Source organism: Fibrella aestuarina BUZ 2 (assembly GCF_000331105.1).
Lineage (GTDB): Bacteria > Bacteroidota > Bacteroidia > Cytophagales > Spirosomataceae > Fibrella > Fibrella aestuarina.
The window spans coordinates 1,695,487-1,715,383 of the sequence record NC_020054.1; the positions used below are offsets into that span (position 1 = coordinate 1,695,487).

At 57.1% G+C, this 19,897-nt stretch carries 18 protein-coding genes; 11 read left to right on the forward strand and 7 right to left on the reverse strand.

Annotation, left to right across the window (positions count from 1 at the left end):
- Positions 1 to 34 precede the first annotated feature (34 nt).
- The 3 genes from FAES_RS06880 (at position 35) to FAES_RS06890 (ending at position 3,269) form a co-directional block, all read left to right on the forward strand.
- The gene (locus FAES_RS06880) at positions 35 to 1,243 is read left to right on the forward strand and encodes an efflux RND transporter periplasmic adaptor subunit (protein ID WP_015330479.1); all 1,209 of its coding nucleotides are present in this window, start codon (positions 35 to 37) and stop codon (positions 1,241 to 1,243) included.
- 234 nt (positions 1,244 to 1,477) lie between these two features.
- Positions 1,478 to 1,777: a hypothetical protein gene (locus tag FAES_RS06885; RefSeq protein ID WP_015330480.1), complete on the forward strand. Its 300-nt coding sequence runs from the start codon at positions 1,478 to 1,480 to the stop codon at positions 1,775 to 1,777.
- Between the two features lie 124 nt (positions 1,778 to 1,901).
- On the forward strand, positions 1,902 to 3,269 hold the full coding sequence (locus tag FAES_RS06890) for an NAD(P)/FAD-dependent oxidoreductase (protein WP_015330481.1): 1,368 nt from the start codon (positions 1,902 to 1,904) through the stop codon (positions 3,267 to 3,269).
- A gap of 55 nt (positions 3,270 to 3,324) precedes the next feature.
- On the opposite strand, the gene FAES_RS06895 is transcribed toward FAES_RS06890, so the two are convergent.
- From FAES_RS06895 to FAES_RS06920, 6 genes are all read right to left on the reverse strand, one after another.
- Complete coding sequence (locus FAES_RS06895) at positions 3,325 to 4,236, reverse strand: LEA/WHy family protein (RefSeq protein ID WP_015330482.1); 912 nt, start codon at positions 4,234 to 4,236, stop codon at positions 3,325 to 3,327.
- A gap of 92 nt (positions 4,237 to 4,328) precedes the next feature.
- Positions 4,329 to 5,942, reverse strand: coding sequence for a ribonuclease Y (gene rny, locus FAES_RS06900; RefSeq protein WP_015330483.1), 1,614 nt, complete (start codon positions 5,940 to 5,942; stop codon positions 4,329 to 4,331).
- Between the two features lie 89 nt (positions 5,943 to 6,031).
- A complete protein-coding gene (locus tag FAES_RS06905) occupies positions 6,032 to 6,319 on the reverse strand; it encodes a cell division protein ZapA (protein WP_015330484.1) in 288 nt (95 codons plus the stop codon).
- Positions 6,320 to 6,415: 96 nt separating this feature from the next.
- Positions 6,416 to 6,754 carry a hypothetical protein gene (locus tag FAES_RS06910; protein WP_015330485.1) on the reverse strand — a complete coding sequence of 113 codons (339 nt, stop codon included), beginning with the start codon at positions 6,752 to 6,754 and terminating at the stop codon, positions 6,416 to 6,418.
- A gap of 111 nt (positions 6,755 to 6,865) precedes the next feature.
- A complete protein-coding gene (gene pheT, locus FAES_RS06915) occupies positions 6,866 to 9,310 on the reverse strand; it encodes a phenylalanine--tRNA ligase subunit beta (protein ID WP_015330486.1) in 2,445 nt (814 codons plus the stop codon).
- A gap of 339 nt (positions 9,311 to 9,649) precedes the next feature.
- Positions 9,650 to 10,297, reverse strand: a complete 648-nt coding sequence (locus tag FAES_RS06920; protein WP_015330487.1) for a DUF1684 domain-containing protein — start codon at positions 10,295 to 10,297, stop codon at positions 9,650 to 9,652.
- Positions 10,298 to 10,438: 141 nt separating this feature from the next.
- On the opposite strand from FAES_RS06920, the gene FAES_RS06925 reads away from it, so the two are divergent.
- From FAES_RS06925 to FAES_RS06960, 8 genes are all read left to right on the forward strand, one after another.
- Complete coding sequence (locus FAES_RS06925) at positions 10,439 to 10,837, forward strand: sugar 3,4-ketoisomerase (RefSeq protein WP_041257623.1); 399 nt, start codon at positions 10,439 to 10,441, stop codon at positions 10,835 to 10,837.
- A complete protein-coding gene (locus tag FAES_RS06930) occupies positions 10,834 to 11,928 on the forward strand; it encodes a DegT/DnrJ/EryC1/StrS family aminotransferase (RefSeq protein WP_015330489.1) in 1,095 nt (364 codons plus the stop codon). Before FAES_RS06925 ends, FAES_RS06930 begins: the two co-directional genes overlap by 4 nt.
- Before the next feature lie 18 nt (positions 11,929 to 11,946).
- Positions 11,947 to 12,876 (forward strand): glycosyltransferase family 2 protein, encoded by a 930-nt coding sequence (locus tag FAES_RS06935; protein ID WP_015330490.1) that lies wholly within the window; start codon positions 11,947 to 11,949, stop codon positions 12,874 to 12,876.
- Between the two features lie 139 nt (positions 12,877 to 13,015).
- A complete protein-coding gene (locus tag FAES_RS06940; RefSeq protein WP_015330491.1) occupies positions 13,016 to 14,890 on the forward strand; it encodes a T9SS type B sorting domain-containing protein in 1,875 nt (624 codons plus the stop codon).
- 89 nt (positions 14,891 to 14,979) lie between these two features.
- Entirely contained in the window at positions 14,980 to 15,570 is a 591-nt protein-coding gene (locus FAES_RS06945) for a riboflavin synthase (protein ID WP_041257624.1), read from the forward strand.
- Positions 15,571 to 15,701: 131 nt separating this feature from the next.
- Positions 15,702 to 16,484 carry a PASTA domain-containing protein gene (locus tag FAES_RS06950; protein ID WP_015330493.1) on the forward strand — a complete coding sequence of 261 codons (783 nt, stop codon included), beginning with the start codon at positions 15,702 to 15,704 and terminating at the stop codon, positions 16,482 to 16,484.
- The gene (locus FAES_RS06955; RefSeq protein WP_015330494.1) at positions 16,471 to 18,243 is read left to right on the forward strand and encodes a T9SS type A sorting domain-containing protein; all 1,773 of its coding nucleotides are present in this window, start codon (positions 16,471 to 16,473) and stop codon (positions 18,241 to 18,243) included. Before FAES_RS06950 ends, FAES_RS06955 begins: the two co-directional genes overlap by 14 nt.
- Positions 18,244 to 18,305: 62 nt before the next feature.
- The gene (locus FAES_RS06960; RefSeq protein ID WP_015330495.1) at positions 18,306 to 18,596 is read left to right on the forward strand and encodes a rhodanese-like domain-containing protein; all 291 of its coding nucleotides are present in this window, start codon (positions 18,306 to 18,308) and stop codon (positions 18,594 to 18,596) included.
- Positions 18,597 to 18,693: 97 nt separating this feature from the next.
- Here FAES_RS06960 and miaA read toward each other — a convergent pair whose 3' ends face one another.
- Positions 18,694 to 19,590, reverse strand: a complete 897-nt coding sequence (gene miaA, locus FAES_RS06965; RefSeq protein WP_015330496.1) for a tRNA (adenosine(37)-N6)-dimethylallyltransferase MiaA — start codon at positions 19,588 to 19,590, stop codon at positions 18,694 to 18,696.
- Positions 19,591 to 19,897 lie beyond the last annotated feature (307 nt).

Here is a 19,897-nt window from a genome sequence, read left to right on the forward strand (position 1 = left end):
TACTGCCACCACACACGTTATTTCTTCTGAAACTATGACTGCTTTTCGTGCCCTGACTACCGCCTGTCGGCTTGGGCTGATGATCTATTTACTGACCGCCTGTGGTTCCGAGAAAACACGGAATGGTCCCGAACTGGCCGCGGCGGCCACCGACTCCTCGGCAAAGGAGCCGACCGAAACCGGTGAGGTGCTGGTGTCGCTCACGCAGGCGCAATACAACATGGCGGGTATTCAGTTGGGGCAGCCAACGAGCCGGGCGCTGAGCACCGTGCTGAAAGCCAATGGGCAGATCGACGTACCGGCCTCCAACCTGGTGTCGGTGTCGGTACCGTTTGGCGGGTACATCCGCAAGATCGACCTTGAGCCGGGGCAACGGGTGCGCAAAGGGCAGACGCTGGTGGTCCTCGAAAACCCCGACTACATTCAGTTGCAGCAGGAGTACCTCGACACCAAAGCCAAACTGGACTACGCCGACCTCGACTACGCCCGGCAGGAAGAACTGAGCCGCGAGAATGTGAGCGCGCTTAAAACCTTCCAGCAAACGCGCTCGAACCGGCAGAGCCTGCAGGCACAACTGGCCGCCGCCGCCCAACGACTGAGTATGCTGGGCATTAGCCCCACGCAGCTAACCCCCGCCCGCCTGACGCGCACCGTCAGCGTACCCGCGCCGGCGTCGGGCTACATCACCAACGTACCTGTGAATACGGGGCGATTCGTGAATCCGGCGGATGTGCTCGTGGAAATCACCAACGTCGAACACCTGCACGTTCGGCTCAATATCTTTGAGAAGGACATCAATCAGATCCGGCTGGGACAGGCTGTGCGGTTTGGCATGGGAGGCGACGCTGCCCCCGTGCACCGGGCCGATGTGTTTCTGATCGGGAAATCGCTCGCGCCCGACCGTACCATTCCCGTGCTGGCTCACCCCGACGAATTAAAGCCCGTTTTTATCCCCGGCGGGTACGTGTCGGCACAGATCGACGTGAAGACGCAGTCGGTCCCAACGCTGCCCGAAACGGCCGTCATTGGTTTTGGCGGCAAGTCGTACGTGTATGTGCTCGACCGGAAAGACGGGCAACCCACGGTGTATCAGTTTCGGCAGGTGGAAGTGCGCACGGGCGTCCGCGAAGCTGGGTACGTGGCCGTGTCATTGCCCGCTACGATTGATCCAGCCCGAACGCCGGTTGTGTTGGCGGGAGGCTATAGCTTACTCAGCAAACTGAACAATAGCGAAGAGGAGTAAACGGGTAGTACTACTTGGCAGTAGGTAAGCTTCATACGCGCGTTTGAGTTAGTCAAAGAGCACGTGACCAAACGGGTACATACGAATACACCGAATAATATATTTTCAAGACGAATGTCAACCTGAACCGTTTTTTCGGCTAGTAAAATGGTAGATTTAGGTGATTTTTAATGGACTACTCATAGGTTATGTTACTCATATTTGCTATGATTGCATACCTAATTTGAGCGCCTAATGAAATCATACGTAATTACTTATCATTACGGTCAGCAAACGCACCGCGCCTATGCCGCCTCGGTGGATGAGGCCAAGGCATACGCCGCCGAGCTGATCCAGCATAATCGGATTTTGCCCGAAGATGCCATGTCGATTGTCCAGTTGCCCGAGCAACGGGTCATTTACTACCGGCCCGACCATATCACGCTGCATAGTCTTTACGCGCAGACCTCGTTGGTGTATCGGTTCCTGGATCGCGCCAAATCGTTGATCGGCCGCACCCCGTCTGAAGCGTCGTTGCAGCAGGTAAGTGCCTAGGCCATAAGCCGATTGGCTGCCGTGGCCGATACGACTAAATCTGGTTACTGGTTCCCCCACTTTTTAAAACAAATACCCCATTGCATCAGTACATACAGGAGTACGTGCCTCAACGGAAACTGTTATGCTGAAGTTTGATAAATTATCACTGAATATACCGGATACCAATAAACCCCGCGTCGTTGTGATCGGCGGCGGTTTTGGGGGTATCAACTTAGTTAAAGGGCTGAAAAATAAGGGCTTCCAGATCGTGATGTTCGATAAGCAGAACTATCACGGCTTCTGGCCGCTGCTCTATCAGGTAGCCACGGCCGGCCTCGAACCCGACGCCATTGCCGAGCCGCTCCGTAAACTCTTCGACGAAGAGTACGACGACTTTCATTTTCGGCTCGTGCGCGTGACGGGCGTAGACCCAGCCGCCAAAACGGTCAAGACACTCATCGGCGAGCTGAAATACGATCACCTGGTGATTGCCACGGGCTCACGGTCCAATTTCTTCGGGAACGATACGATCAAGAACAATTCGTTTCCACTTAAGACCATCCCCGACGCGCTCAACCTGCGGAGTCAGCTGCTGCAATCCTTCGAGCAGGCGAGCATCATCAAAGATCCGGTGATGCGGCAGAGCCTGCTCAACTTCGTGATTGTAGGCGGTGGCCCAACGGGCGTCGAGCTGGCGGGCTCACTAGCCGAAATGCGGAAACACGTGCTGCCCAACGATTATCCGGGGCTGGATTTCAGCAAGATGAATATCTACCTCGTTGAAGGGCTCGATCGGGTGTTGCCCCCGATGTCGCCCGAATCGGCGGCCAAAACGCAGGGTTACCTCGATGAACTGGGCGTGGTCACGAAAGTGAAAACCCTGGTCGATTCGTATGATGGCGACACCGTTACGTTCAAAAATGGCGAAACCATCCCGACGCAGACGCTTATCTGGGCGGCGGGGGTAGCGGGCGCCACCATTGAAGGCCTACCCGCCGAATCGGTCGAGAAAGGCCGGTACCTGGTCGACGAGTACAACCGCGTTAAAGGCGTCGAGGGGGTATATGCGGTGGGCGACGTGGCACTGATGAAAACCGAGAAATGGCCCAACGGGCACCCCGGTGTGGCGCAACCGGCTATTCAGCAGGGCGAACACCTGGCCACCAACCTGACGTTGCTTCAGCGGGGCGGTCAGCTTCGTCCGTTCGACTATTTCGACAAAGGGTCGCTGGCTATTATCGGTCGTGTGCGGGCGGTAGCCGATCTGCCCAAAAAGCTGCACCTGAGTGGCTTCATTGCCTGGATGGCCTGGCTATTTGTGCACATCTGGTACCTCATCGGCTTCCGTAGCAAGCTGGTCGTGCTCAGCAACTGGCTCTATCGCCTATTTACCTACGACCGGGGTACGCGCCTGATCATCCGGCCGTTTGTTCGGAAGGCCGATAAGGAAGGGCAGGAGTTTGCCATCCGCAACAGCGGTGAAGTCGTTACCGATCAGCCCACGTTGTAAGGCGTGGGGCGCGGGGCTCGGAGCAGGGGTGAAACTTTACCCTATGCCCCGCGCTTTACTGCTTCTTCATAAGTTCGGCCAACGTACCCCGGATGGTGGTGACGAACTGGCTATTCTTGAACATAGGATCGTTGTTCTTATCGAGAATTTTGCAGCTAAACGCAATCTCAACGGGCGTATCCTTCTTGTCGAACAACATCTTGGGCAACAACCCCAGCGTTTGGCCGGGCTTCACCGTCACGGGCAACACAAAGGGCGTGGTGCCCTGCGCTTTGATCAGGATGGGTTCAGCCTGCACGCCCTGCGCAATCTCCTTCCCGTTGATCGTAACGGTGTAGCGGGCATCGGTGATGTTATACGGAAACTTGTTCTTGTTGGTGCACGATATCGTTGCGGCCACGTCGGTTTTCTTCAGCCCGAATTTGCCCAGATCAATGTCTTTGACCTCAATCTTCGGGATGTAATAGGTCGGTCCTCGCAGCGACTGCGATACCGTGAAAGTCCGTTCGCCCGCGATGGGTACGTCGAGGTCGAAGGTAGTGCGCAGGCGGTAGTCCGTGCTGTCGACGCCCTGGGCTTCCAGCCGTTTCAATACGCGCGTCATCTTCGCCGCCAGCAGCTTGGCCGGTAACGCTATCAGCGTGCTATCCTGCGATTTTACCTCCACTACCTTATCGTAGCTGTCTTTCACGACCTCTTCATTGTCGATGAAAAAGCTGTAATCGACACGCCGTGCCTTGAAACCGACCGGCAGCGGATTGTCGATGAGCAGGTACATGTTCATCTGGATGGCGTCGTCGCTGATGTCGGTGAAATCAAAGCGACTCAGTTCGAGCCGGGGTTTGAGTGTGCCATCGTAGGCTCCATCCTCAGATCGGGCCTTTTGCTTGAGGTTGGTATAATAGATATAGCCGCCAATACCGAGCAGGAGCAAAATGCCCAGCGTAATCAATAAGCCTTTTTTCATAACGTTGTCTTCGAGCAATACTCGTTTTGTGTAAACAACGAAAGCCGGGAATAGTCCCGGCTTTCATGCAGTTAGTAAGGCAACGTACCTGGCTACTTGGCGTAGGCCACCGAGCGCATTTCGCGGATGACCGTGACCTTGATCTGGCCGGGGTACTGCATCTCTTTCTCGATCTTCTGCGAAATCTCGAACGACAGCGCACCCGCCCGGTCGTCGGTGACGCGCTCGGCATCGACCATCACGCGCAACTCGCGGCCCGCCTGAATGGCGTAGCACTTGGTTACGCCCTGGAAGTTGGTGGCGAGTTCCTCGAGTTCTTTCAGGCGTTTGATGTACGACTCCATCATCTCGCGGCGGGCGCCGGGGCGCGAACCCGAAATGGCGTCACAGACCTGTACGATGGGCGAAATCATGCTCGTCATCTCGATCTCGTCGTGGTGAGCACCAATGGCGTTGACGACCTCGGGGTTCTCCTTGTACTTTTTGGCCAGCTCCATACCCAGCAGGGCGTGGGGCAGTTCAGCTTCTTCAGGCCACACTTTACCAATGTCGTGCAGAAGACCGGCGCGTTTGGCAAGCTTGGCGTTGAGGCCCAACTCGGCGGCCATCGTGGCGCAGAGTTTGGCCACTTCGCGTGAGTGTTGCAACAGGTTCTGCCCGTAGCTCGACCGGAAGCGCATCCGACCGATCATCTTGATCAACTCGGGGTGCAGGCCGTGAATGCCCAGGTCGATTACCGTACGTTCGCCAATCTCCACAATCTCGTCTTCGATGTTCTTGCGGGTCTTGGCCACGATTTCCTCGATGCGGGCGGGGTGAATGCGCCCATCCTGCACGAGGCGGTGCAGCGAGAGCCGGGCCACTTCGCGCCGAACCGGATCGAAGCCCGAAATAATGATCGCTTCCGGCGTATCGTCGACGATGATTTCGACGCCCGTGGCAGCTTCCAGCGTGCGGATATTGCGCCCTTCCCGCCCGATTACCTTGCCTTTCACGTCGTCGGATTCGATGTTGAACACCGATACGCAGTTTTCGATGGCATGCTCGGTAGCGGTGCGCTGAATGGTCTCGATCACCACCTTCTTCGCCTCTTTGGTCGCCGTCAGCTTGGCTTCCTCGACGATGTTCTTGACGTACGACGATGCGCGCGTTTCAGCTTCGGCTTTCAGGGTTTCGACCAGTTGCTCGCGGGCCTGCTCGGCGGATAGCCCGGCAATTTTCTCCAGTTGAGACACCTGTTCGGCCAGCATTTTGTCGGCCTCAACCTGTCGGCGATCCACGTCGGCGGCGCGGCGGTTAAGGGCTTCGGTCTGCTGCGTCAGCGCACTTTTCTGTTGATTGATCTCGTTTTTGAGCTGATTCAGTTCGCCTTCGCGGTTACGCTGCTGATCGGCCTGTTGCATGAGCTGCTGCTCGCGTTGCTTTAGTTTGGCCTCGTTTTGCTGCAACAAACCCCGTTTCTGGTTGCTCTGCTCTTCAAATTCGGCTTTGAGCTTGAGGTATTTCTCTTTGGCTTCGAGCATCCGATCCTTCTTGATCGTCTCGGCCTGCAACTCGGCATTCTTGATGATGTCGGCGGCTTTGGCTTCAGCTTCCTGCTGTTTGCCGCTGAAGGTTTTGTGAAGCAGTTTCCGGCCCACAAAAACACCGATGCCCAGCGCAAGCAAATCGCTCAGGAACATCAGCAATATGTTAGTTGTCGTCATTTGTTCGTGTCGTTAGTGTTGAACATAGCAGCGTTGCGCCCTGTTGTTCCGACACGGTGCCTGTGAGGCGAAATAAGGCTACATCCCGGTCACGCCAGCGTGGAAATGACCAACTGATTTAGCTTGGCAACTTTGTCATAAACCCGATTCTGTAACTGCCGCGACTGTTCGTCTGACTTCAGACTGGTCACCAGACATTCGATGGCAATCAGGGCCATTACGTCCTGCGTATCGCGCATACCCCGGTTGCGATGCACCTCCACTCGGTCGCGGATGAGCCGCCAGGCTTCGCGCAGCATGGTTTCCTCTTCAGGTGGCGACTTGAAGGTGTAATCGCGGTCGGCGATTTTCAGGTGTATGGATAGCAGTTCTTCCATCAACTCGATCAATTACAGGGCACGTAATCCGATTCACCGCAAAAAGGTCTAGGAATGAATGGGTTAGTGAACCGGGGTACGTAGGGTACTGGTACTTTATGACAAGGTGCTCAGGTAAGCAATACAGCGATCCAGATCGCGTATGTACTCATCGAGCTTCTGCTTTACTTCTTCACGGGCAACCGTATCAGGTAGGTTGCTGCTTACAAGTTTACCAAAATCTTTCGACTTTGTAAGCGCGGGCGGCGTATCTGTCGCTTTTTTCGTTTGTTGTTTTAACTGATTTTGTTGGTCCCGAAGCAGCTCGTTGAGTCGGTTGTTTTCCGATTCCAGATGGGCAATACGTTGTTTCTGCTGAGCGACTAACTCAGTCAAATCGAAGATCTTGTGTTCAAAATCTTCCAGCAACACAAAGAGCCGTGATCCGGAAATCATCAGGGTAGCGGTTTCGGTTTACGAGGCGGGTGTTCTTGATTTAGTCATTATAGTAACCCACAGGGCTACCGATCGGATTGACAAAAAAACACCCGCCTTTGCACGGAAAACTTATTTTCTGATCGTTGCCCCCAACTCGCGTTCGAAGGCAGCCATCAGGCGTTGCATGGTTTTGTCGATGACGGCGTCGGTCAGAGTTTGGGTCGCGTCCTGCAAGGTGAAACTGACGGCGTAGGCTTTTTTGCCCGCGCCCAGGTTCGCGCCTTCATACACGTCAAACACGTTCAGCCCCGTCAGCAACTTGCGTTCGGTTTGCCGGGCCACCTGCTCAATCTGCGCAAACGATACCGACCGGTCGATCACGAGCGAGAGGTCACGGCGCACCTCGGGGAAGCGCGACACCTCCGCGTAGCTGGCCTTACCGCTATACCGCTTCGTGAGCAACGCCCAGTCGAAATCCGCATAATAAACAGGCACTTTGGCATCGGCCAATTTAGCCAATTTCGGGTTGAGTAACCCAAAGGTTACAACCGGCTTTTTACCTAACGTATAGGTCAAACCATATTGAAACAGCGTGGGGTCGGCCGGTTGCTGGTCCGTTGGCTTGATCCGCAGCGACGACAGCACACGGTTTACCGCCGCCGCCATGTCGTGAAAGGCGACGGCTTTACCCGGTTGCTGCCAGGTTTCGGCCGTTGTGTTGCCCGCCATGACCAGCGCGAGCCGGGGCGACTCGTGGTACTTGGTGGCACCGGTGCCGTTGTCGCCCGTGCTGACCGAGGAGCCGTAGACTTTGCCAAATTCAAACAGGCTGAGGTCGCGTTGACGTCGGTTGAGATTATACACCAGCGCATCGAGCATCGAGAACACCATCGACTGCCGCAGCACCGAAAGCTCTTCGCTCAACGGGTTCAGTAGGCGCACGTCGGCGAGGGGGAGTGTGGCCCGGATGGCCTCGTGGTAAGCGGGGCGGGTCATCGACAGCGACATGGCTTCGACAAAGCCGGTAGCCGCTAGTACGGTGCCGATGCGCGCCTGCAACTGATTCACGTCGACCTCGGGAAACTCCGACAGCGTATCGGCGGCCAGGCTGGCCGACAGGGGTACGTTGTCGAGACCATAAATCCGCAGGATCTCTTCCACCACGTCGGCCTCGCGGGTAACGTCGACCCGGTAGGGCGGCACCACCGCTACGAATCCCGACTCGGTCAGTTCGTCGGTCTGGATGTCGAGGCCGTACAGGATGTCGTGCATCCGCTGCCGGTCGATCTGAATCCCGATGAGCCGGTCGATGTTGCGGTACGTGACCGGCACGCGGAAATCGGCGATGGGGGTTGGGTACACATCGATCACGTCGGACGTAATCTGGCCACCCGCTACTTCCTGAATCAGCAGGGCCGCGAAGCGCAGGGCGAACGGCGGCATGTTGGGGTCGGTGCCACGCTCATACCGGAACGACGCGTCGGTTTTGAGCCCGTGTTGCTGCGCGGTTTTCCGAATCGACGCGGGCGAGAAATAGGCACACTCCAGAAAGATGCGCGTCGTCTCAGCCGATACGCCCGAAGTCTTTCCGCCAAATACGCCCCCAATACACATCGGCTCGGCGTCGCCATTGCAGATCATCAGATCGGTGGGCGTCAGCTTGCGATCAACGCCGTCGAGCGTCGTGAACGGCGTGCCGGCAGGCAGCGTTTTCACGACCACCTCGCCCGTGGTGATGGCGGCAGCATCAAACGCGTGCATGGGTTGCCCCAGCCCGTGGCAAACGAAATTGGTAACGTCGACAATGTTGTTGATGGGCGTCAGACCGATGCTCAACAGGCGTTTTTTCAGCCACTCGGGCGATTCGCCCACATGCAGGTTGCTCAGCGTCAGGCCCATGTAGCGGGGGCAGGCGGCGGTGTCTTCGACACGTACCTGGATGGTAAACTCGGTTGAGTCGACCTTGAAGGCGTCAATCGACGGCCACTTGACCGGCTTGCCCAGCAGAGCACGCAGGTCGCGGGCCACGCCGAGGTGCGAGGCCGCATCGGCGCGGTTGGGCGTGAGACCGATTTCGATGCGGTGGTCGGCTTCGAGCTGAAAGTACCGGGCGGCGGCTGTGCCGTTGGGTACGTCGGTGGTCAACACCATAATGCCGTCGTGCGACGTACCCAGCCCGATTTCGTCTTCGGCGCAAAGCATACCTTCCGAGGCTGCCCCCCGAATTTTGGCTCTCTTGATCTGAAAAGGCTCGCCGCTGCTGGGGTGCAGTGTGGCCCCTACGGTGGCCACCACCACGCGCTGGCCGGCGGCTACGTTGGGCGCGCCGCAAACGATGCTGAGGGGTGTTTCGCCGCCCACGTCGACGGTGGTCAGGCTTAGTTTATCGGCGTCGGGGTGGCGCTCGCAGGTCAATACGGTGCCAATAACCACGCCCGTCAGGCCACCCGGCACCGCCTCGATGGTGTCGATGCCGTCGACTTCCAGACCGGTACTGGTCAATAGCTTACCCAACTCGTCGGGCGTTTGGTCAACGTCAATGAACTGCGTAAGCCAGTTATACGAAATATTCATGTTTCAGGCAGGAAGGTCACGCATGGATACGGGCCGTGGGTACGTGCCTGTCGCCAATAGGCAAACAAGCGCCGACAAACGCCCCCAATGCATGCATGACCATCTAAAAAAAGCCCGACCGTTGCTAGTCGAGCCAACTAAGATGATCACAAAAATAAGCAAGCCCCTGCGTACTTTCGAGCAAGACCGGCTGGCTTATTGCGGATTATCAGCCGTTAACTGCAACAACACTACGGGCCGGTACGCGGACCCGCCAATCCATAACGTTGAGCTGGAGCCGTCGGCGAATGGGCAGAAACCCGCTGGAACGCCTGGTAATCGACGGCCTGTTGCGGGCGCTCAATCGTGGGCTACGTAGCGTTCACCGGCTTTTACGGCTACCGGCAACTTGTTTTCGGGCGGGGGCAGCGGGCAGGCGTAATCGGGATTGTAGGCGCAATAGGGATTGTAAGCCGTGTTGAAATCCAGCACCACCTGATTGTCGGCAACTGTGTTGGGCTCGATGTCGATGTAGCGGCCGCCGCCATAGGTGTCTTTGCCCGAGGTGCCATCCTGAAACAGTACTGTCAGGTTACCGTCGAACTTCAGCACCAGTAACCGGCACGATTGGCCACCAAGCGTGAAGTTGGCGTGGGCATATTTTTCGTACACTTCCTCTGAACCGTCGGTGAGGCGCACGACCAGCTTTTGCGTCTGCCCCGTCGGGAAAGGCTCCAGCCGGGCGAGCACCCGGAAACTGGCGTCGGGATCAAAATAGCTCAGCCCCTTAAACCCTCCCTTATCCTGAATGGGTGAGTCGGCACTAGTCCGCATGAAGTTGTCCTTCTTCTGCCGACTGGCCAGCACTTCGGCTCGATAAGCCGCCGGGTCGACAGCGTCCGTAGCGCCCGGTTGGTCGGGAAGCAGGAGCAGCCAGCCAACGCCCAGCAGAATGGGGAGTGCGATGATCCAGACAATAGGTTTTTTTAGCCAGGTGGTAATAGACATAGAAAAGATTGCACTGCTGCGTTACTCAGTCATTATTTTTTTAATCTGTATTTAATGATAGGCGAAAATACTGCATTTGCCCGTGTACTGCTGCGTATATTGGCCGACGGTTTGGTTCTTAGTCAGCATATATCCAAAATAATGGCGAAACTCGTCAATCTGGACACATTTACGTCAACATCAGGCAGTTTAACCGTATACAACAACATTCTACCAGGTGACATCAAACGTGTATTTTACATCTATGGGGCCGAAAATGCGACACGCGGCGGACATCGGCATCATCAGGCCTGGAACGCGCTGATTTGTGTGACGGGCAAGTGCTGTGTGTACACACACGACGGAGAGACGGAGCAGGACGTATGGCTGGATGAGCCAACAAAATGCCTGATTCTGGAGCCCGCCGACTGGCATGTGATGAACCAGTTTAGTGCCGACGCTGTGCTGCTGGTCTTATCCAACGAACCCTATCGGCTGGCCGATTACATCGACGATCCTTATCCGACTGGTCGCTATGCGTCTTCGCCTGTCTCGTCATGATTCCGTTTCTTGATCTGGCCCGGCTCAACGCCCCGCATCAGCACCGGATTCAGGCGGCCATGCAGCGCGTAGCCGAGTCGGGTTGGTATGTGTTGGGGCAGGAGGTGAAGGCTTTTGAAGCTGCCTTTGCCAGGTACGTGGGTGTGCGGCACTGCATTGGCGTCGCAAACGGGTTGGAGGCGCTTACACTCGTGTTGAAAGCGTGGGCGTTTGAGGCGGGCAGCGAGGTACTAGTACCATCCAATGCCTATATTGCTTCGGTGCTGGCCATCACGCACGCGGGCCTGACCCCGGTGCTGGTCGAGCCCGACCCGCAAACGTATACCCTCGACCCGGCGCGGTTGGGGGCGGCACTAACCAGCCGAACGAGGGCGATTCTGCCCGTGCATCTGTATGGTCGCTGTACCGATATGGCGCCGCTGCTGGCTTTCGCCGCAACCCACAAGTTGCGCGTACTGGAAGATGCGGCGCAGGCTCATGGGGCTACGTACCGGGGCAGGCAGGCGGGGAGTCTGGGGCACGCGGCGGGGTTTAGTTTTTACCCGACCAAGAACCTGGGTGCCTTAGGCGACGCCGGCGCGATTACCACCGACGACGATGCGCTGGCCGAGCAGTTGCGGATGTGGCGTAACTACGGGTCGGCGCAAAAGTATGTCAACGACGTACCTGGCCACAACAGCCGGTTGGATGAGCTTCAGGCGGCGATTTTAGGGGAAAAGCTACCGTTTGTTGCGGCCGAAAACGATCGCCGCCGCCAGTTGGCCCGCCGCTACCTGGCGGAGCTGACCCTGCCCGACCTGACGTTGCCACCCGCTGATGCTGTCGATGCGGATGCCTGGCATTTGTTTGTGGTACGGCACCCCGAGCGCGACGCTTTTCGAACGTACCTGCAACAACAGGGGATTGGTACCGATATTCATTACCCCATACCGCCTTACCGCCAACGGGCCTATGCCACTAGCTGGGCCGGAACGGACTGGCCGATTGCCGAAGCAATGCACCGCGAGGTGCTGAGCCTGCCCCTGAACCCCACACTAACCGACGACGAAGTGACGCGCTGCGTCAGAACCATCAACGCGTATATGAAGTGACTCTATCAACAAGCATGTATGGAACTCAGTATCATTATTCCTGTCTACAACAGCGAACGCACGCTGACGCCCTTACTCGAACGGCTGGAGGTTTGTTTATCGGGCTATGATTTTGAGGTGGTACTGGTCAACGATGGGAGCCGCGACCGCTCGGAGTGGGTTTGCGAACGGCTGGCCGATCGGTATGACAACGTGCGGGCAATCAGCCTGCGCCGCAACTTCGGTGAGTTCAACGCCGTTTTGTGTGGGCTGAATTATGCGTCGGCGCAGTTTGCCGTCATCATCGACGACGATTTCCAGAACCCGCCCGAGTCCATTCTGACGCTCGTTGAAGCCGCCAAATCGGACGACTACGATGTGGTGTACAGCTATTATGCCGACAAGCGCCACCATTGGTTTCGTAACGTGGGCAGTGACCTCACCAACCGCCTGGCCACGTACCTGCTGGGCAAGCCCCGGGACCTGTACCTATCGAGCTTCAAGCTGATCCGGCGCGAGGTGGTCGACGAGATTATCCAGTATCAGGGGCCGTATCCCTACATCGATGGGCTGATTTTTCGGGTAACCACCAACGTCGGGAGCGTCGAAGTGCCGCACCACGACCGGCAGGAGGGCCGCTCGAACTACACGTTCCGCAAGCTGCTGTCGCTCTTTCTGACGGTGCTGGTGGGCTATTCGGTCTTGCCGTTGCGGGTCCTGACGGGCGTGGGCATGATGCTGATGGGCGCCAGCCTGCTGTTCGGCGTTACGCTGTTCACAGCGCACCTGACCGGCTGGTTCGACGTGCGCGCCTGGGAGCTGGTTGTCTGGGCGGTGGCCATACTAGGCGGCCTGCAACTGCTGTTCGTTGGGGTACTGGGCGAGTATGTTGGGCGGCTGTTCATGACGCAGAGCGGCCTGCCTCCCTACGTAGTCAAACGAACCCGGGGCGTCGTGACGGCCCGGTAAGCACGCCAGTCGAGCCCATTCGCTCTATAGTTGCCCATTCGATAAATAGAATACCGCATAGTCTGGCCGGTTTATTCGATAGCCAATATAGATGAGTAAATTAAACTACTCATTTACAGTGACTATTGAATAAACGATTATGAAGAAATGGTTATACGTAACCGTAATGCTCTTACCGGTACTGGCGCAGGCCCGGCACATCATCGGGGGCGAATTAACCATGCGTTCGCTGGGCCGCCCCGGCTACTTCCGGGTACAGATGGACCAGTATTGGAACGAGGTGTACTCCAACAGCCAGAACAATGACGCCACCATCACGCTCTTTATTTACCAGCGGCGGGGACCAACCCTGATTGAGAGCATCACCCTGCCGCTGCTGACGTCTACGCCCATCATTTACGCCAACGCCGCCTGCGCTCAGTCGCAGAGCCTCAAAACGCTCAAAGGCACGTATTACAAAGACATTCAGTTCGACGTGGCTGACTACGGCGATAGCGAGGGGTATTACATGGTTTGGGAGCGTTGCTGCCGCGACAACGCCATCACCAATCTGGCCAATGCAACCGATATCGGGATGCTGTTTTACCTGGAGTTTCCGGCCATGCAGCGCAACGGGGCGGCATTTACTAATTCGTCGCCGGTGTTTGGGCAACCCAACGGCGAATACATCTGCATCAACAAGCCCACGGCCTTTGCCTACACGGCGACCGATGCCGACGGCGACCAGCTCCGGTACAGTCTGGTAACGCCCTATCAGGGCTACACGACGGCGACGGAGGTATATGGCCGTAGCACCCCCAGAGCCAACTACCCACTTGTCACCTGGGGGACGGGTATTGCCGCCGACCGGGCTATTTCGGGGAATCCGGCGTTGCAAATCAATCCCAATACGGGGCAACTCACCGTGCGGGCCAACAAGGCGGGCTACTACCTGTTTGGCGTGCAGTGCGATGAGTTTCGGAATGGGCAGCGCATCGGGTCTATCCGCCGCGATTTTGTGTTGCCCGTAATCGATTGTAACCTGACACCCTTGCCCATTCCCGTTATTCAGGCAGCCGGCGCAACAGCAACCGAGCTAAACATTTGTCCAGGTACGTCGGCTACGTTGACTGCCGATGCCAACCCGCAATGGGCCTACCAGTGGCGGCTCGACGGGAGTAACATCGACGGGGCAAATTCGCCAACGCTGGCTGTACAGAAAACCGGTAGCTATACCGTCCTGCGCAGTTTGGCCGGGCGCTGCGCCAACGATACCCTCTCGCAACCCTTTTTGGTGAAACAGCTGCCTCTGCCCGCCGTAACAGCCGATTCGGTGCCAACTGTCTGCGCCAGTCACGATGCGCTTCCACTGGTTGGTCAGCCGCTGAGTGGCACCTGGACCGGTGCGGGGGTGGCCAACAACCAGTTCGACCCGGCGCAGGCGGGGGTGGGGTTGCACAAACTGGTGTATACCGCCAAAGGAGCCAATGGCTGCACCAATACCACCACGCGCTGGGCCGATGTCTCCCCGCCGATCACACTCAGTGGGCCGGTGTTGTACCGGATTCAGCGGGGCAGCACCGGTCAGCTTATTCAAACGCCTAGCGTTGCCAGTGCCACCGTACTCTGGTCGCCCGCTCTGTACCTGGACGATCCCGGCAGCACCACGCCGCTCTGTAGCCCGGTCGATTCACAAACCTACACGGTGCGGGCCGAAGCGCTGGGCGGGTGTACGGCCAATGCGTCGGTAACGGTGCTGGTGGTTGACCGGCTGTATATCCCGTCGGCTTTTTCGCCCAACGGCGACGGGCAGAACGACGTGTGGCGCCTGCAAAACACCGAATCGTTTCCCGATTGCGACGTGCGGGTGTTCAACCGCTGGGGTGAGCTGGTCTACCAGTGTGCGGGCCTGCCCAACGAGCCCTGGGACGGCACCTATCGGCAGATACCCGTGGAGGCAGGTACGTATACGTACCTGATCCGAACGGAAGCCGATCGGCCTGCGCTACGCGGCAGTGTCACGGTGTTGAGGTAAGCTACGGGCTGATGGGTACGTTTGAAAGGTCTGCCGAAAACGTACCCACCGAAAACGCACAAACTGAAAGCTGTAAACTATTTTTGAGAATGTTTACAGGGATTGTTGAAACGATGGGACGGGTAACGGCCATCGACACCGAAGGCACGAATCTGACCTTCCATATCGAATCGCCCATCACGAATGAGCTAAAGATCGATCAGAGCATCAGTCACAATGGCGTGTGCCTCACCGTGACGAGCCTCACCGATACCAGCTACACAGTGACGGCGGTTGACGAAACACTCAAAAAAACAAACCTTGGTCAGCTGGCCGTGGGCGATCTGGTCAATCTGGAACGCTGCATGCCCGCTACGGGCCGCTTTGACGGGCATATCGTGCAGGGGCACGTCGATCAGACCGGTACGTGCGTGAACGTGCAGGACATGGACGGCAGCTGGCTGTACGATTTTCAGTATGACCCCGCCGTGGGTAACATCACCGTCGAGAAGGGCTCGATCTGCATCAACGGCGTGAGCCTCACCGTTTTCGACTCGCACGACGACGGCTTCCGGGTGACGATCATTCCCTACACGTACGAGCACACGACCTTCTGCAATTTGCGCCCCGGCCACGTCGTTAATCTTGAGTTCGATATCGTGGGAAAGTATATCAAGAAGATGCTGTCGGCGTATAAGTGACAGGAGCGCGCGTAGAGCGGATATAAAGGGTCGGCGCAGCTTTTCTCGCCTGAGCGGGCTGCGCTCGTAAATCTGTACCGATCCGTTTAGAGCCGTTTCATCCGTGTTCCCATCCAGTTTACCTTTACCACATGACGAAACTGAGTACCCGTACCCGCACCGATCTATTCATTCATCTTGGCATTATTCTGGCTCTGGCGGTTGTGCTGGTGCTGACGTTTTTCTTTGGCTACCTGCCGTTCTCGACCAACCACGGTCAGACGATCACCGTGCCCGACCTGAAACAGATGAGTTTAGACGAACTCGAAAACTACCTCGACGACCGGAAGCTGCGCTACGAAGTGAGCGACTGCACGTTTGTGGCCGGGGGCGTTCCGCTGACGGTTTTTGCGCAGTATCCGCAGCCGGGGTCGAACGTGAAGGAAGGGCGGAAAATCTACCTTACCGTGGTGAAACGCATGGCGCCGCAACTGGCCATGCCCAATCTGATTGACCTGACATCGCGCTCGGCCGAATTGTTGATCCGCTCGATGGGCCTGGTGATGGGTGACCTTACCTACGAACCCGATCTGGGTAAGAACAAGGTATTGCGGCAATATGCCAACGGCCAGGAAATCAAAGCCGGAATGCCCGTTGCCAAAGGCACCAAGATCGACCTGGTTGTGGGCGATGGCGAAGGCAATGTCTATTTCCCCACCCCCGACGTAACCAACCTGCCTTACGACGAAGCGGCCACGGCCATTCAGGGCGCGGGGCTGCGCGTGGGCGTGCGGGTGCCGGTCGATGACCCCGAGCAGGAGGTAGGCACGGTGATCAAGCAGAAACCCCGGGCTGGTGAGCGCATCCGCGTCGGGCAGTCGGTCGATGTGTGGGTCGTAGGACCGTTAGACAGTAATACGGATGCAAATCAGTAGGGTAGGGCTGGTCATCAGTCTGGTGTTGATGAGCCTGACTGGCTGGGCACAGACGTTGCGACTGCCTTTTTTCGACGACTTTTCAACGACACCGCTCGCCCCCTCACCAGCGCGCTGGGTGGCGGGCAGTGGCGTCTACATCAACAACACGCTGACGACCGACCACCCTTCGGCCAACATCGCGACGTTCGACGGACTGCGGGCCAATGGCCTGCCCTACGACCTCACCAACGAAAATGCCGAGGGCGGCACCGATACCCTCACCTCGCTGCCGATCGATCTGGGCGGGCTAAGCGTCCGTGACTCGGTCTATATCAGCTTTTTCTGGCAGCGGCGTGGCCTCGGCGAACTGCCCGATGCCGCCGATTCGCTGGCGCTGGAGTTTCTGGGCAGCGATGGCCGCTGGCAGAAAGTATGGAGCGAGAGCGGCGGCGTGGTCAATAACAACTACACGCAGCAACTGGTTAGAACGGATAATGCCCTGTTTTTTCACTCGGCCTTTCGCTTTCGATTTCGGAGCCGGGGGCGGCAGTCGGGCGCCTTCGATCAGTGGCACCTCGATTACATCTACATGAACCGGGGACGTACCCGCTTCGACCGCTTTGTGCGCGACCTAGCCATTCGGCGGCCGGTTTCGCCGTTGTTGCGCCGGTATTCAGCCATGCCGTTGCGACAGTTTCTGGCCAAAGCGACGACCGAACTGGCCGACACCGTTTCGTCGGATGCCCGAAACCTCTTCAACGATCCGGCCGGGTTCAACCAGTTGAATTTCCGGTTTACGCTGCGTAACCAGCAAACGGGCACTGTCTTTCAAAGCGATACGCTGGCCAATTCGCTGTCGGTGCCGTCATTGGGCGCGCAGGCAGTGACATGGCGTCGGCCAACGGTGATCACCAGCGATTTGTCGGGGCGAGCTGTATTACAGGCCCAGTTCAGGTTGCTCACCAACGTGTCGGCGGCCGACCCGGTCGATTTCCGGCTCAACGATACCCTCTCCAATGTGACGGTGCTCGACAACTATTACGCCTACGACGACGGGTCGGCCGAGATTGCGACGCAGATCAACCAACGGTTGGCGCGGGTGGCGGTGCGCTTCGTCAACAACCTGCCCGACGCCGTGAAGGGTGTGCGCATCTACATTGCCCCCACGCGGCGCAACCAGGAAAACCAGCAGATCGCGTTCAGCATCTTCAACGATGCCGGCAACAACAGCCCCGCCACGCGCCAACTGATGCAGCAGACGTTCCCGATCAAATACGCGACCGTCCGCAACGGCTTTGTCGACTACCTGTTCACCAATCCCGTCAACGTCCGGGATACGTTCTACGTCGCCTACGCGCAACTCGACGATCCCCCGATTCCGATCGGGTTCGACCGCAACAGCCCCTTTCGGAACAACACGTTCATCAACCTCGGTACGCGTTGGGATGCCGTAACGGGGCCGGAAGGGGCAGGCGCGCTGATGATCCGGCCCATCATGAACAATGGTCCCGCTACCGTGCTGACGGCCACCGAACCAGAAGCCCCGGCGCAGGTGTTTCCCAATCCCAGTACGGGCGCTGTTAACTGGGGCGGCTCGCTCGCAGGCTCGGTACGCCTCGACGTTACTGATCTGAGCGGACGTACCTGGCTGACCATGTCACTCGCACCTACGCAAACGAAAGCCGAACTGGGTCAGTTGCCCGACGGGTTCTACCTGCTCCGTTTCACCAACGAAGCGGAACGTACCCGAACCGTAAAATGGATCATTCGCCATTAGTTTGCTGTTTCGGGCGTAATTAACCAGCCAGACAAACCACAACTAATCAACCAGACAACATCATGGATATCACCGTACAGGAACTGCGCGAACGCCTCGACAAGGGCGAAAAACTGAACCTCATCGACGTGCGTGAACCCAACGAGTATGCCGAAGACAACATCGGAGCCACGTTGATTCCGCTGGGCGAACTGCCTTATCGCATCGACGAGATCGAGAGCCTGCAAGATGAAGAAGTCATCGTGCATTGCCGGTCGGGTGCCCGCTCGGCCCGCGCGCAGCAGTTTCTGGAAGAAAATGGCTTCACCAACGTTCGCAACCTGCAAGGCGGCATGTTGGCCTATAGGGCTTAAGAATGTATAATGAATAATGCACAATGAATAATGTATAATGGGCTGACGCTAAATCAACTGTCTTAGCGTCAGCCCATTATACATTATTCATTGTGCATTATTCATTATACATTCCTTCTAGCTCATCATCCGGGCTGATCCAGCGGAAATCGTTCTGATGGCGGAACCAGGTCAGCTGCCGTTTGGCGTAGCGGCGTGAGTTTCGTTTGAGCAGATCGACCATAGTGGCGTAGTCGTAGTCACCATCGAGGTAGCCAAAGACCTCTTTGTAACCAACCGTTTTCAGGGCGGGCGTGTGGCGGTAAGCCGTCAGGCCGCGCACCTCATCCACTAACCCCGCCGCCAGCATCTGATCCATGCGCTGATCGATGCGGGCGTAGAGCTCGTCGCGGGGGCGTTCCAGGGCAATCAACACCGTCTGGAATGGGCGCTCGGGCAACTGCCGCCGCCGAAACGACGAGTAGGGCCGCCCCGACACCAGGCTTACTTCCAGCGCCCGCATCACACGTTGCGTGTTGTTGAGGTCGGCGAGGGTAGCGTAGTCGGGGTCGAGACGTTGAAGCTCATTTTGCAACGGTGTGATCCCTTCTGCTTCAAACTGACGTTGCAGCCGTTCGCGCAGGGCATCATCGCCCACAGGCATATCGTCGAGACCATGCAATACGGCGTTGATATACAGCCCCGTTCCGCCGGTCATAATCACCTTGTCGTAGGTTTGAAAAAGCTCGTCGAGCAGAGCGAGGGCTTCACGTTCATACTGCCCCGCGCTGATGGGGGCATCAATACTGTGGCTGTCAATGAAGTAATGGGGAATGCCGTCCAGTTCCTCGGGCGTGGGTTTGGCGGTACCGATGCTAAGCTCACGGTAAAACTGCCGTGAATCGGCGGATACGACTACGGTATGGAGCCGACGCGCCAACCGGACGCAAAAGGCCGTCTTGCCAACGCCCGTTGGTCCGGCTATAACGATGAGTGTTTTGGTGGAATGTACCATGCTGACCTCAAAACTACCGACCAAAAGGACGCCCTATTGGTGACCGACAGTTTCATGAAAAATATACCATTTCTATAGTTTTAATATGATTTCTAACAATTTATGTGCGAAATTAGTGTGGAGTTATGATGAAGTATCCCAATTATGAAAACTGAATACTATGCAGGCTAGCTTCGTATAAGCTCATTCGTTAGTTGCCGTTAATCTAGAAAAAAGAATTGATGGGTTGAAGGGCTGGTTATGACCACGTTTGGGACCAACCAGTTGATATTGACATCTTCTTGGAAGAGAAATAGTTGATATTAAA

Coding starts and splice junctions, on each gene's coding strand:
- FAES_RS06910 (WP_015330485.1), bottom strand. CDS start 6,754: ATGATTTCCGGATCACGGCTCTTTGTGTTGCTGGAAGATTTTGAACAC.
- FAES_RS06945 (WP_041257624.1), top strand. CDS start 14,980: ATGTTTACAGGGATTGTTGAAACGATGGGACGGGTAACGGCCATCGAC.
- FAES_RS06880 (WP_015330479.1), top strand. CDS start 35: ATGACTGCTTTTCGTGCCCTGACTACCGCCTGTCGGCTTGGGCTGATG.
- pheT (WP_015330486.1), bottom strand. CDS start 9,310: ATGAATATTTCGTATAACTGGCTTACGCAGTTCATTGACGTTGACCAA.
- FAES_RS06930 (WP_015330489.1), top strand. CDS start 10,834: ATGATTCCGTTTCTTGATCTGGCCCGGCTCAACGCCCCGCATCAGCAC.
- FAES_RS06925 (WP_041257623.1), top strand. CDS start 10,439: ATGGCGAAACTCGTCAATCTGGACACATTTACGTCAACATCAGGCAGT.
- FAES_RS06955 (WP_015330494.1), top strand. CDS start 16,471: ATGCAAATCAGTAGGGTAGGGCTGGTCATCAGTCTGGTGTTGATGAGC.
- FAES_RS06935 (WP_015330490.1), top strand. CDS start 11,947: ATGGAACTCAGTATCATTATTCCTGTCTACAACAGCGAACGCACGCTG.
- FAES_RS06940 (WP_015330491.1), top strand. CDS start 13,016: ATGAAGAAATGGTTATACGTAACCGTAATGCTCTTACCGGTACTGGCG.
- FAES_RS06895 (WP_015330482.1), bottom strand. CDS start 4,236: ATGAAAAAAGGCTTATTGATTACGCTGGGCATTTTGCTCCTGCTCGGT.
- FAES_RS06920 (WP_015330487.1), bottom strand. CDS start 10,297: ATGTCTATTACCACCTGGCTAAAAAAACCTATTGTCTGGATCATCGCA.
- FAES_RS06890 (WP_015330481.1), top strand. CDS start 1,902: ATGCTGAAGTTTGATAAATTATCACTGAATATACCGGATACCAATAAA.
- FAES_RS06885 (WP_015330480.1), top strand. CDS start 1,478: ATGAAATCATACGTAATTACTTATCATTACGGTCAGCAAACGCACCGC.
- FAES_RS06950 (WP_015330493.1), top strand. CDS start 15,702: ATGACGAAACTGAGTACCCGTACCCGCACCGATCTATTCATTCATCTT.
- FAES_RS06905 (WP_015330484.1), bottom strand. CDS start 6,319: ATGGAAGAACTGCTATCCATACACCTGAAAATCGCCGACCGCGATTAC.
- FAES_RS06960 (WP_015330495.1), top strand. CDS start 18,306: ATGGATATCACCGTACAGGAACTGCGCGAACGCCTCGACAAGGGCGAA.
- rny (WP_015330483.1), bottom strand. CDS start 5,942: ATGACGACAACTAACATATTGCTGATGTTCCTGAGCGATTTGCTTGCG.
- miaA (WP_015330496.1), bottom strand. CDS start 19,590: ATGGTACATTCCACCAAAACACTCATCGTTATAGCCGGACCAACGGGC.